General features: G+C 50.3%; 10 protein-coding genes. 8 read left to right on the top strand and 2 right to left on the bottom strand.

All coding sequences use genetic code 11. The features are described 5' to 3' along the window. The coding region (locus tag TK45_RS15100; RefSeq protein WP_165490802.1) for an amidohydrolase family protein at positions 1-1,772 on the top strand (1,772 nt) is incomplete at its 5' end. 90 nt (positions 1,773-1,862) lie between these two features. Further along, on the top strand, positions 1,863-2,204 hold the full coding sequence (locus TK45_RS15095; protein WP_131259678.1) for a gamma-glutamylcyclotransferase family protein: 342 nt from the start codon (positions 1,863-1,865) through the stop codon (positions 2,202-2,204). Between the two features lie 109 nt (positions 2,205-2,313). Here TK45_RS15095 and TK45_RS15090 read toward each other — a convergent pair whose 3' ends face one another. Continuing rightward, positions 2,314-4,497, bottom strand: a complete 2,184-nt coding sequence (locus TK45_RS15090) for a malate synthase G (protein ID WP_131259677.1) — start codon at positions 4,495-4,497, stop codon at positions 2,314-2,316. Between the two features lie 94 nt (positions 4,498-4,591). Then, positions 4,592-5,527: a LysR family transcriptional regulator gene (locus tag TK45_RS15085; RefSeq protein ID WP_131259676.1), complete on the bottom strand. Its 936-nt coding sequence runs from the start codon at positions 5,525-5,527 to the stop codon at positions 4,592-4,594. 173 nt (positions 5,528-5,700) lie between these two features. On the opposite strand from TK45_RS15085, the gene TK45_RS15080 reads away from it, so the two are divergent. The 6 genes from TK45_RS15080 (at position 5,701) to yajC (ending at position 12,388) form a co-directional block, all read left to right on the top strand. Beyond that, on the top strand, positions 5,701-7,296 hold the full coding sequence (locus TK45_RS15080; protein ID WP_131259675.1) for an isocitrate lyase: 1,596 nt from the start codon (positions 5,701-5,703) through the stop codon (positions 7,294-7,296). A 270-nt stretch (positions 7,297-7,566) separates the two neighbouring features. After that, complete coding sequence (locus TK45_RS15075; protein WP_131259674.1) at positions 7,567-8,520, top strand: chemotaxis protein CheV; 954 nt, start codon at positions 7,567-7,569, stop codon at positions 8,518-8,520. Positions 8,521-8,878: 358 nt separating this feature from the next. Beyond that, positions 8,879-9,916 (top strand): tRNA preQ1(34) S-adenosylmethionine ribosyltransferase-isomerase QueA, encoded by a 1,038-nt coding sequence (gene queA / locus TK45_RS15070; RefSeq protein WP_131259673.1) that lies wholly within the window; start codon positions 8,879-8,881, stop codon positions 9,914-9,916. A 37-nt stretch (positions 9,917-9,953) separates the two neighbouring features. Then, on the top strand, positions 9,954-10,697 hold the full coding sequence (locus tag TK45_RS15065; protein WP_131259672.1) for a hypothetical protein: 744 nt from the start codon (positions 9,954-9,956) through the stop codon (positions 10,695-10,697). 176 nt (positions 10,698-10,873) lie between these two features. Further along, a complete protein-coding gene (gene tgt, locus TK45_RS15060) occupies positions 10,874-11,992 on the top strand; it encodes a tRNA guanosine(34) transglycosylase Tgt (RefSeq protein ID WP_131259671.1) in 1,119 nt (372 codons plus the stop codon). A gap of 60 nt (positions 11,993-12,052) precedes the next feature. After that, positions 12,053-12,388: a preprotein translocase subunit YajC gene (yajC, locus tag TK45_RS15055; protein WP_131259670.1), complete on the top strand. Its 336-nt coding sequence runs from the start codon at positions 12,053-12,055 to the stop codon at positions 12,386-12,388. Positions 12,389-12,440 lie beyond the last annotated feature (52 nt).

Below are 12,440 nucleotides of genomic sequence, written 5' to 3'. Positions count from 1 at the left end.
GCGGTTACATTACCCCGCCGATCTGGGATGCCGAACCCGGGCTTTATCGCGTCGCGACCAAAGGCGGCAAGCCTGAACTGATTACTGAAAACGGTATGCTCGCGCATTTTGCTGCGGATAACGCTGTGCTGTATTACATGGGCATAGGTGAGCAGGCCGAATTGTGGCGCATCAATCTTGATGGCCAGGACGCCACAAAGTTGTATCAGAATGAGTTTGCCACGGAATATCGTGTATCACCTGATGGCAAGCTGCTGGCCTATGCAGAACGCTTTAAGGTATTCGTCACCCCATTGCTGGATGTGGCGCAAACCATTCAAAGTGGGATCAGTAATGGTGCCTTGCCGGTGCATCAGTTATCGCTGCGGGCCGGAGAAAATATCAGTTGGCAGGCCGACAGCAAAGGCCTTTACTGGAGTCTGGGGCCCGATTTGTATCAGGCCTCTGTGGCGGATGTGTTTATCGCTGACAAATCATCTGAGTCTGAGCCGACTGTGACCTCTTTAGGCTTCAGGGCTAAAGCGGATAAGCCCAAAAGCCTGATTGCGCTGACCGGTGCCACCATTGCCACCATGAAGGGCAATGAAGTAATCACCGATGGTGTGGTATTGGTACAGGACAACCGGATTGCGGCAGTAGGAAAGCGCGGTGACGTGAATATCCCCGCCGATGCGAAGGTGGTGGACATGCAGGGCAAGACTATTTTGCCAGGTATGATCGATGCCCACGCCCATGGCCCGCAGGGCAGTAATGAAATCATTCCTCAGCAGAACTGGGTGACGCTGGCCGCCATGACATTTGGTGTTACCACGGTGCATGATCCATCCAATGACACCACCGAGTTTTTTACTGCCAGTGAAATGCAAAAGGCCGGTGAAATCGTCGCGCCTCGTTTATATAGCACCGGCACGATTCTGTATGGTGCCAAAGGCATTGGCTATACCTCGCATATTGATAGCCTCGACGATGCCAAATTCCATTTAGAGCGTTTAAAAGCCGCCGGGGCATTTAGCGTGAAAAGCTATAACCAGCCACGTCGTAACCAGCGCCAACAGGTGATTGAAGCCGGTCGTCAGACGCAAATGATGGTCGTGCCGGAAGGGGGGTCGTTGTTTCAGCACAATATGACCATGGTAGTTGACGGACATACCACCATCGAACACGCGATTCCGTTGGAGCGCATGTATGACGACGTGATGCAGTTGTGGTCGCAGGCCAGAACGGCCTATACCCCGACGCTGGTGGTAGCCTATGGCGGGATTTGGGGCGAGAAATACTGGTATTCCCATACTGATGTGTGGAAGCATCCGCGACTGAGTCAGTATGTGCCGGAAAACGTTCTGCGCCCGGTATCAATGCGCCGAGATATTGCGCCCGAGCACCACTACAACCACATCCGTGTAGCTGAAGAGGCGAAAAAACTGCATGACGCCGGGGTTTATACCAATATTGGCTCCCATGGTCAGCGTGAAGGCCTGGGGGCACATTGGGAATTATGGATGTATGTGCAAGGCGGTATGACTCCATTGGAGGCGTTCAAAACCGCCACCATTGACCCGGCCAGAACGTTTGGACTGGAGAAGGAGCTGGGCAGTATTGAGGTGGGTAAGTTAGCCGATCTGATGATTATTGATGGCGAACCACTTAAAGATATTCGTCAGAGCGATCGGGTTAGTCATGTGATGCAAAATGGCCGTTTGTTTGATGCCGCCAGCATGAATCAAATTCTGCCAACCAAGACGTCGCGCCAACCCTTGTATTTTAAGATGTAAAATAATTGGCCAAAAGCCGTCCAACTGGGCGGCTTTTTTCGCCTGAATTTTTAGCTAAGGTATTCGCTCACCACATGGAGGATGCGTCTGATGCCCAGGTTATTTTCATACGGAACCCTGCAATTACCGGATGTGCAATTAGCGACATTTGGACGCCTGCTGGATGGCACCATGGATCAACTGCCTGGTTATATCGTTGGTGAGTTAGTGATCCGCGATCCGCAGGTGCTGCAAACCAGTGGCCAATCAGTCCATCCCATCTTGCGTTACACCGGTAATCCGGCCGATCGGGTAAAAGGCACAGTGTTTGAAATCACCGAGGCTGAACTGGCGCAAGCGGACGAATATGAAGTCGACGATTATCAGCGGGTGCATGCTGATACCGTGTCCGGTCAGCAAGTGTGGATTTACATTGCCAAAACTGACGGCTGACGCGCTTTTATGCAGGATCTATTTTTCAAAAAAACAGCACCCGAAGGTGCTGAATAAAACCGTTTTGCCGGGGATGGCTGGTATCACGGTTTACTACTAAAACTCGCAATTAGCCAGCGGCCAAGCGCGCCTTCATTTCTTTGCGTTTTTGGTGCAATAAAGGCTCGGTATAACCACTTGGTTGGTTTACCCCTTCGAAGATCAGTGCAGCGGCCGCCTGAAACGCAATAGAGTCATCAAAATCCGGTGCCATGGCAATGTAGTCCGTGTCGCCGGCGTTTTGCTCGTCCACCAGTTTCGCCATGCGACGCATGGTGCTGTCCACTTGCTCGCGACTGACCAGGCCATGCAATAACCAATTGGCAATATGCTGGGAGGAAATACGCAGTGTCGCGCGATCTTCCATCAGGCCCACATTGTGAATATCCGGCACTTTTGAACAACCTACGCCCTGATGTACCCAGCGCACTACGTAACCCAGAATGCCCTGAATGTTATTTTCCAGCTCCAGTTGAATCTCTTCCTCGCTTAAGTGGTTTTTGTCACTTAACAGTGGGATTTGCAGGATGACATCCGCGTCATCAAAAGGCTGCGAACTGAGCTGTTGCTGTACGCCGAAAACATCGACCTGATGATAGTGCAAAGCATGCAGGGTAGCGGCGGTGGGCGATGGTACCCACGCAGTGTTGGCGCCAGCTTTAGGGTGACCCAGTTTGGCCTTGAGCATAGCGTCCATTTGATCCGGAATTGGCCACATGCCTTTACCAATCTGTGCTTTACCGCTCAGGCCACAAATCAGGCCATTGTGTACGTTGGCACGTTCATAGGCATCCAACCATGGCATGCCTTTAATGTCGGCTTTGCGCGCGAACGGACCCAAATGCATGCTGGTATGAATTTCATCGCCGGTTCTGTCCAAAAATCCGGTGTTAATAAACACCACCCGTTGCTTAGCAGCGGCAATACAGGCTTTCAGATTCACCGTGGTGCGGCGCTCCTCATCCATAATGCCGACTTTCAGCGTGTTGGCGGGCAGCGCAAGAAGATCTTCGATGGCGGCAAATAAATCATTCGTAAACGCCACTTCTTCCGGGCCATGCATCTTGGGTTTCACGATATAGATGCTGCCATGACGGCTGTTGCGGTATTTACCCAGCGCCATCACGTCCTGTTTGGCGATCAGGCTGGTAATAATGCCATCGAGGATCCCTTCGGGAATCTCTGCACCGTTAAATAGTATGGCATCATTGGTCATCAGATGGCCGACATTGCGCACAAACATCAAACTGCGACCCGGCAGAACCGTTTCGCTTCCGTCTAGTGCTGTGTAATGGCGGTCACCATTGAGGGTGCGGGTCAGGACGTTATCGCCTTTTTGCACCGACTCGCTTAAATCGCCGCGAATCAAGCCCAGCCAGTTCTGATAAACCAGGGTTTTATCTTCGGCATCCACGGCAGCGACAGAGTCTTCGCAATCCATGATAGTGGTCAGGGCAGACTCGAGCACGATATCTTTGATGCCTGCCGGATCAGATTTACCGACCGGATGGCTGGGGTCGAACTGAATATCCAGATGCAAACCATTGTGAACCAGTAACAGGCATTGCGGGCTGCTTTGCTCACCGTTATAAGCGACCAATTGCTGAGGCTGGCGTAATCCGGTTTTCTGGCCATCCTGTAACGTTACACGCAGTGCGCCGGCATAAATTTCATACTTGATCGCATCGGCATGTTTGCCGCTGGCCAGTGGCGCCATGCTATCTAGATAACGGCGTGCCGTCGCAATGACCTTCTCGCCACGGATGGGATTGTACTGACGGCCTTTTTCTGCGCCGCCTTCTTCGCTGATGGCGTCGGTGCCGTAAAGTGCATCATACAGGCTACCCCAGCGGGCATTGGCCGCATTCAGTGCGTAGCGCGCATTGTTAATCGGCACGACCAGTTGCGGACCGGCCATGGTCGCGATTTCAGCGTCGACATTGTTGGTTTCAATGCAAAAATCCTTAGGCTCAGGTTGCAAATAACCAATGCCCAGCAGAAACGCTTTGTATTCATCGAAGCAGGCGGTAGGAAACGCTTTGTGAAATTGATCGATTTGTTGTTGTAGCGTCTCTCGTTTGGCTAATAGTGCCGCGTTTCGTGGCATAAATTCGCCGAGTAACTGCACAACGCCGGGGTAAAAATCCTGCTCCTGCAGGCCAACAGCCGGTAACAGAGTGTCATTAATCAGGGTTGCCAGTTGGGTGGCAACCTGCAACGGGCCGTATTGGGTGTAGGGGGGGGTCTGGGCCATAAAAAAGCATCTCCTTGGAGCCATGTCTGACTATTATGGGTAAGCTCAACTCAGTTGTTGAGTGAATGCTCGCAATTGCGAACATTCATCACATTTATAACTCTGCAGCAATGTCCATAATCAAACGACGTAGCCAGATGTGCCCGGCATCGTGTTGCAGTAATGCGCTCCAGGCCATTTTCAGTGCGATGGGAGGAATATCAAACGGCGGATCGCTGATCACCATAGTCGGATCATGGCGATAAATTTGCGCCGCGCGGCTTGGCAGGGTGGCGACCAGATTGTGCTCGCGCGCCAATTGCAGTGCCACATGGTAGTGACGGGTAAAGATCTTAATATGACGTTTCTTGCCCAGTTTGGTCAGTTCGGCGTCAACCCAGCCGAGCTTCTGGACCTCATTAGGGTCAATCCCCACACCGACTCCAAAGCCGGTTTTACTTACCCAAATATGTTGTGCTTTCAGATAGTTATCCAGTGTGAAGTCTTTCGCGGCCGGATTACTCTCATTCATTACGCAACTGAAACTGTCGTACCACAGAACCTTTTGATGAAACGACAGGGGCAGCTCGTCAAAGCGGTTAATCGCCATGTCTACTTTGCCATGCTCCACATCATGGAAGGTCACATCTGATGGCGTAATGATATCCAGGGTAATCCCCGGCGCCACTTGTGACAGGCGGCGCAAGACCTCAATCAACAGGGTGGATTCGGCGTAGTCGCTGGCCATAATCCGAAAGGTACGCTCACTGCTGGCCGGATCGAATTCCACTTCAGGCTGTATCGCCGCTTCCAGTTTAGACAACACGTCACGCACCACAGGTTGCAGTTCCAGTGCCCGTTGGGTTGGGGTCATGCCATCGCTGGTGCGCACCAGTACCGGATCATTGAATAGCTCGCGCAGCCGTTTGAGGCCGTTACTCATGGCGGGTTGCGTTATAGATAACTGATGGGCGGCGCGGGTAACGCTTTTTTCACGTAACAACACGTCGAAATAGACCAATAAATTCAGGTCGATTCTGGATATATTCATAAAATCAATGCCGGATATGAGGTTTATAAATTTATTGAATTGTAATCAGGCTGGCTATGCTTGTCAGCAACAGATTTCAGCAAAGCACGAAATTGCGACTGAAGTCTGATGTATTTGACCCTACAGCAATAACGGCGCGCACCCCAAGAGGTGGCCCACAAAGGAGAAACCCTATGTCTAGCTATCAACAGGATATCGAAGCCATTTCTCAACTGCGCAAAGAGCGTGACGCCTGGCATGCCATCAACCCGGAATACGCGGCGCGTATGAAGGCACAGAATCGTTTCAAAACCGGTTTGGATATTGCGCGTTACACCGCGTCTATCATGCGTAAAGACATGGCTGAATATGATGCGAATCCTGCAGCTTATACTCAGTCACTGGGTTGCTGGCACGGCTTTATCGGTCAGCAAAAAATGATTTCCATTAAGAAGCACTTTGGTAACACCAACAAACGTTACCTGTATCTGTCTGGCTGGATGATTGCTGCGCTACGCAGTGAATTCGGCCCTCTGCCTGATCAGTCGATGCACGAAAAGACGGCGGTGCCGGCTTTGATTGAAGAGCTTTATACGTTCCTGCGTCAGGCTGATGCACGTGAAATGGGCGGCCTGTTCCGTGAATTAGATGCAGCCCGTGCTGCCGGTGATACAGCCAAGGCTGACGAAATTCAGAACAAAATCGACAACTTTGAAACCCATGTCGTGCCTATCGTGGCCGATATCGACGCCGGTTTTGGTAACGAAGAAGCGACGTACCTGCTGGCGAAGAAAATGATTGAAGCCGGAGCTTGCGCGATTCAGATCGAAAACCAGGTATCTGATGAGAAACAGTGTGGTCACCAGGACGGTAAAGTGACAGTGCCCCACGCAGACTTCCTCGCCAAGATCAATGCGGTGCGTTATGCGTTTTTGGAGTTGGGTGTGGATGAAGGTGTCATCGTTGCACGTACTGACTCCCTTGGTGCAGGTTTGACCAAGCAAATCGCGGTAACAAACGAACCAGGCGATTTGGGTGACAAATACAATAGTTTCCTCGATGGTGACTATATCGAAAGTGCTGATGATATCGCCAATGGTGATGTGGTTGTGAAAGCCAACGGCAAATTGCTGCGTCCTAAGCGCCTGCCATCTGGATTATTCCAGTTCAAGAAAGGGTCTGGCGAAGACCGTGTGGTGCTGGACTGTATCACCAGCTTGCAAAATGGTGCGGATCTGCTGTGGATCGAAACCGAAAAGCCTCACATTGGCCAGATTGCCGCCATGGTTAACCGTATCCGTGAAGTCGTGCCGAATGCCAAGCTGGTATACAACAACAGCCCATCATTCAACTGGACGCTGAACTTCCGTCAGCAGGTGTTTGATGCATGGCAGGAAGCGGGTAAAGACGTTAGTGCCTACGACCGTGCCAAGCTGATGAGCGTGGATTATGATCAGACTGAGTTGGCTCAGGAAGCCGATAACCGTATTCGTAGCTTCCAGGCGGATGCGGCGCGTGAAGCGGGCATCTTCCACCACCTGATTACTTTGCCTACCTACCACACGGCGGCATTGTCTACCGATAACCTGTCAAAAGGTTACTTCGGTGCCGAGGGGATGCTGGCTTATGTACAGGGTGTACAGCGTCAGGAAATTCGTCAGGGTATTGCCTGTGTGAAACACCAGAACATGGCGGGTTCCGATATGGGTGATGATCATAAAGAGTACTTCTCTGGCGATGCCGCACTGAAGGCATCCGGTAAAGACAACACCATGAACCAATTTGGTTAAACACCTGCTCAGCATCCGGTTATGGCCGGGTGCTGCTATTTTTGTCTTTATTTAACTCACTGAATTAAATAGAAAAACAGAATTCTTAAGGTTACTATCTGCATAGGTAATGCGGGCAAAATGTTATTGCTGCGCAATCTGTGTTGGGTAATCTGACCGTCTTCGGTGTTCCCAACACTGAGCCGCCTTCGGGCGGCATTTTTATTGGTCAAATCAACAGGTTCGTGACTAAAGTTGTTATACCTGCTCGCGAATCATCATCGGAAAATTATGTCAGGTGTATTAGCTGCGGTTGATCAGCGTACTAAGCTGGTCGGAGAAAACCGCCTCGAACTTTTACTGTTTCGTTTACACGGCATGCAGGTATTTGCGCTGAACGTGTTCAAGATACGTGAAGTGATCACTGTGCCGAAAATGAATATGATGCCAGGCTCACACCCTAATATGCGCGGTGTGACCAACTACCGTGGCAAATCTATTCCGATAATTGACTTGCGCATGGCGATCCGTATGCCTGCCTCCCGCCCGGTCGAAGATAGGCGTGAGAACGTAATCATTACTGAATACAATCGCAGCGTGCAGGGCTTTTATGTTGGTGAAGTGCTGAATATCGTTAACACCTCCTGGAGTGATATCCAGCCGCCACCGAGCACTGCAGGTCGGAGTAATTACCTGACCGCGATTACCCGTTGCGATATTGAGGGTCAGCAGCGCTTGGTGGAAATCATCGATGTGGAAAAAGTGCTGGCCGAAATTATCGATTACGATATTTCTATCTCAGAAGATGTGCTTGACGAAGCGCTGGTTGCGAAAATGCCGGGTCGCAAAGTCCTGATTGTGGACGACTCAGCGACGGCGCGTATGCAAAGTCGTCAGACATTGGAGCAGTTAGGGCTGGAGATCATTGAAGATAAAAATGGTTTGGATGCCCTGAAACGATTGCAAGCGTGGGCAGATGAAGGGAAATCAGTCAGCGAGGAACTCCTGCTGATGATTACCGATGCAGAAATGCCGGAAATGGACGGTTACCGACTGACTGCCGAAGTGCGCAGTGATCCGCGCATGCAGGATCTCTATATCGTGCTCAACACGTCCTTAAGCGGCAGTTTTAATCAGGCTATGGTCGAGAAGGTGGGCTGCAATGCATTTATTTCTAAGTTCCAGCCAGATTTATTGGTGACAGAAGTACAGGCGCGCATGGCGCGATTACTGGAGCAGAAATAAAAAAACGCCCAGAGGGGATCTGGGCGCTGCAAATTAAGTGTCAGTTTCGGACTTGCAACAGGTGTTAAGCAAGTTGGGAGAAACTGAGTAAAGTATACACAATTCTAAAACGTTTAAGGTATTAGTGCTAAATGCATAGTATGTAAAAGCATACCCATTCAGGCAAAAAAAACCGGCCAGGGGAGGCCGGTGTACGAATTTGTTACTAGGAACAACACGCAGAGAACAACACACACATTTGATGTTTGAAGTATAACCCTGTTTCTCCGTTGAAAAAGTATTCAGGTCGCTACATAAGTATACTGGTGCATACCCTAAACAGTCTTTATAATCCCGCCGTTATCAACAAGGGGACCCCATGAAACGCAGTGATTTTTCCTTCGACTTACCTGATGAATTGATTGCCCGCTATCCCACTGAAAAACGCAGTGCCAGCCGGTTACTCCATCTGGATGGAAAAAGCGGGACGACACAACATCTGCACTTTCCGGATATTGTGAATTTACTGGAACCCGGTGACCTACTGGTGTTTAACAATACCCGTGTGATCCCCGCGCGCTTGCTGGGGCAAAAAGCCAGTGGCGGCAAGGTTGAGGTATTGGTAGAACGTCTGCTGGATGAGCGCCGGGTGTTGGCGCATGTGCGCGCCAGCAAAGCGCCTAAACCGGGTACAAAACTGATCCTGGAAAACAGTGTCGAAGTCACCATGTTGGCGCGCCATGATGCACTGTTTGAACTGGAATTTACCTCAGGTGATGTGCTGGCCGATTTACAGGCCCATGGCCATATGCCGTTGCCACCCTATATTGACCGTCCTGACGAACAGAGCGATCAGGAACGGTATCAGACGGTATACAGTGAAAAACCCGGGGCGGTGGCTGCGCCTACTGCGGGCCTGCACTTTGACGATGAAATTTTTGCTGCGCTGGAGGCTAAGGGAGTCAACAAGGCGTTTGTGACCTTGCATGTGGGCGCGGGGACGTTCCAGCCGGTGCGTGCCGATAATATTCTTGAACATAAAATGCACTCTGAATATGCTGAAGTGCCGCAGGAAGTGGTGGATGCTATTCTTGCCACCAAAGCCGCCGGCAAACGCGTTGTGGCAGTAGGGACTACCTCGGTACGTTCATTAGAGTCTGCTGCACAGGCAGCGAAACATGCGGGAACCGGGCTGGCACCGTTTTTTGCCGATACCGATATATTTATTTACCCGGGCTACGAGTTTCAGCTAGTGGATGCCATGCTGACCAATTTCCACTTGCCGGAGTCGACTCTGATTATGCTGATCAGCGCTTTTGCCGGGCGCGATAATGTGATGCATGCTTATCAGCAGGCTATTGCGCAACGTTATCGTTTCTTCAGCTATGGCGATGCCATGTTTATTAACAGGGCCTGACAAAACCTAACATGAATCTGCAGCACAGGGAGGTGCTATGAATCAAAATACGCCAAATTATGCCACATACAGCGTTGACGAATTACAGGATGTATTGGCTCGTATAGATCAGACTCGTTTTCCTGAACGTTACGTCGCAGCTCAACGTGCACTTGATTTAAAGTTAACCGAAAAGCAAATGCCACAAACGGGGGCAGATTTGGCCGGTGAAGGTGTCGAGTCAGCAGAAAAACCTCGTTGGGCAGAATTGCTATGGATAACTCGCACAACGTTGCTGTCCTTTTTCGGGTTGCTACTTGCTCAATTGCTTGGCGGGTTCGCCGATTTCCTGCCGGCTAATCATATTACATCAGAATTGTCTGGCTTGATCTGGGGGCTCAAAATTGGCTTCTTACTACTCTGGTGCGTGGTTCTCATAAAGGATGCAGGGTTTTCGCATTATTTGATGAAGTCCAAGCGAGGGCTCGTTATGGTCTTTTGTTTGCCGTTATTGGTGTGGTTATTGGTTGATAATTTTGTTGACCGTGTCGTTCCGCTAGGTATGCATCAGTTCGCAGTTGTAGAGCCTGTAAATGTGGCAATGGCCTATGAAAAACGTTCAAGATCAAAGCTCTGTCAATACCGTTTAAGACTTTTGGGTAAACCAGATTGGGATTCAACCTATATCTGTGTGTCAGAGCCCTTCTATCAAAAGCTAAACGCTAATGGGACATTGACGCTTCGCGCGGAACAAAGTGATTACGGTCTGTTGATTAAGGAATATCGCGCAATCGCAAAATAAGTGAATTGGAGCAGGGCACCCGCAACAATGCTGAACTGCTCATCACAAAACAGTCTAAATGCTAAAAATCCCATGGCGAAAGGTTTCCTCCCGTTCCATAAAATCAGGTATAATCCGGCGCGTTTTTTTAACCTTTTGAGTCCTGGACTGTTTTCCGGAAGGCTCTGGGAACTGATATGAAATTTGAACTGATTAATACCGACGGCAAGGCCCGTCGTGGCCGTCTGATTTTTGATCGTGGTGTGGTTGAAACCCCGGCATTTATGCCAGTGGGGACCTACGGCACGGTCAAAGGTATGACGCCGGAAGAACTGAAAGACACAGGTGCGCATATTTGTTTGGGTAACACCTTTCACCTGATGTTACGTCCGGGCACCGAAATTATGAAAATGCACGGTGACCTGCACGATTTTATGCACTGGGATAAGCCGATTCTGACCGACTCAGGTGGTTTTCAGGTATTTAGCCTTGGCGATCTGCGCAAAATCAGCGAAGAGGGCGTGACCTTCCGCTCACCGATTAATGGCGAAAAGATCCTGCTGACGCCGGAAAAATCCATGGAAGTGCAGCGCGATCTGGGCTCAGATATCGTGATGATTTTCGATGAATGTACGCCGTATCCCGCCACCGATGAGCAGGCTCGTACCTCCATGGAATTGTCACTGCGCTGGGCACAGCGCAGTAAAGATGCCCATGCAGATAATCCATCTGCCTTGTTCGGCATTATTCAGGGCGGCATGTACGAAGACCTGCGTGATGTGTCGCTGCAAGGCCTGGTCAATATCGACTTTGACGGTTACGCCATCGGTGGGTTATCGGTGGGTGAGCCTAAAGAAGATATGATCCGCATTCTGGATCACACCGCGTGGAAAATTCCGGCGCACAAACCCCGTTATCTGATGGGCGTGGGCAAGCCGGAAGATATCGTTGAAGCGGTACGCCGCGGCATCGATATGTTCGACTGCGTGATGCCGACCCGTAACGCACGTAACGGGCATTTGTTTGTTACCGAAGGCGTGATCAAGATCCGTAATGCGGCGAATAAAACCGATACGCGTCCACTAGATGAAAAATGTGACTGTTACACTTGTAAAAACTACACACGGTCATATTTACATCATCTCGACAAATGCAATGAAATCCTCGGCGCACGACTCAATACCATCCATAACTTACGGTATTATCAGCGCGTGATGCAGGGGCTGCGTGACGCCATTGAAGCGAATAAGCTGGATGAGTTTGTCGCCGAGTTTTATGCCCAGAAAGGTATGGACGTACCGCCACTGGCAGAGTAATTCAATAACAGGGAGCCGCGGCTCCCGTACAATAAATAACAAGTTAAACAGGGGAATCCTATGAGCTTTTTTATTTCTAGTGCCCATGCAGCGGGTGCCGGTGCACCACAAGGTGGTGGTTTCGAAATGATCATCATGCTGGCCGTGTTTGGTTTAGTGTTTTATTTCATGCTGTATCGCCCACAAGCTAAACGCATGAAAGAGCACAAGGCGCTGGTGGAAGGCCTGAGCAAAGGTGATGAAGTCCTGACCCAGGGCGGCATGGTCGGTAAAATCAACAAAGTCAGTGCTGACAAAGATTTTATCGAAATCAGCCTGAACGACAGCACCAACATCGTCGTACAAAAAGGTGCGGTGACGGCGGTTCTGCCTAAAGGCACCATGAAAAATATTTAATGTGAATAAGTCGGGCCCGGCCCGGCTTTTTTCGTTTTTTGGGTTACTAACC

This window comes from Bowmanella sp. JS7-9 (assembly GCF_004329715.1).
GTDB classification, from domain to species: Bacteria; Pseudomonadota; Gammaproteobacteria; order Enterobacterales; family Alteromonadaceae; genus Pseudobowmanella; species Pseudobowmanella zhangzhouensis.
This window is presented reverse-complemented; position numbering and strand designations above follow the sequence as displayed.

What these genes read in the sequence shown, in the direction of transcription:
- TK45_RS15095 (WP_131259678.1), top strand. Translation starts at nt 1,863, where the DNA reads ATGCCCAGGTTATTTTCATACGGAACCCTGCAATTACCGGATGTGCAA.
- TK45_RS15090 (WP_131259677.1), bottom strand. Translation starts at nt 4,497, where the DNA reads ATGGCCCAGACCCCCCCCTACACCCAATACGGCCCGTTGCAGGTTGCC.
- TK45_RS15085 (WP_131259676.1), bottom strand. Translation starts at nt 5,527, where the DNA reads ATGAATATATCCAGAATCGACCTGAATTTATTGGTCTATTTCGACGTG.
- TK45_RS15080 (WP_131259675.1), top strand. Translation starts at nt 5,701, where the DNA reads ATGTCTAGCTATCAACAGGATATCGAAGCCATTTCTCAACTGCGCAAA.
- TK45_RS15075 (WP_131259674.1), top strand. Translation starts at nt 7,567, where the DNA reads ATGTCAGGTGTATTAGCTGCGGTTGATCAGCGTACTAAGCTGGTCGGA.
- queA (WP_131259673.1), top strand. Translation starts at nt 8,879, where the DNA reads ATGAAACGCAGTGATTTTTCCTTCGACTTACCTGATGAATTGATTGCC.
- TK45_RS15065 (WP_131259672.1), top strand. Translation starts at nt 9,954, where the DNA reads ATGAATCAAAATACGCCAAATTATGCCACATACAGCGTTGACGAATTA.
- tgt (WP_131259671.1), top strand. Translation starts at nt 10,874, where the DNA reads ATGAAATTTGAACTGATTAATACCGACGGCAAGGCCCGTCGTGGCCGT.
- yajC (WP_131259670.1), top strand. Translation starts at nt 12,053, where the DNA reads ATGAGCTTTTTTATTTCTAGTGCCCATGCAGCGGGTGCCGGTGCACCA.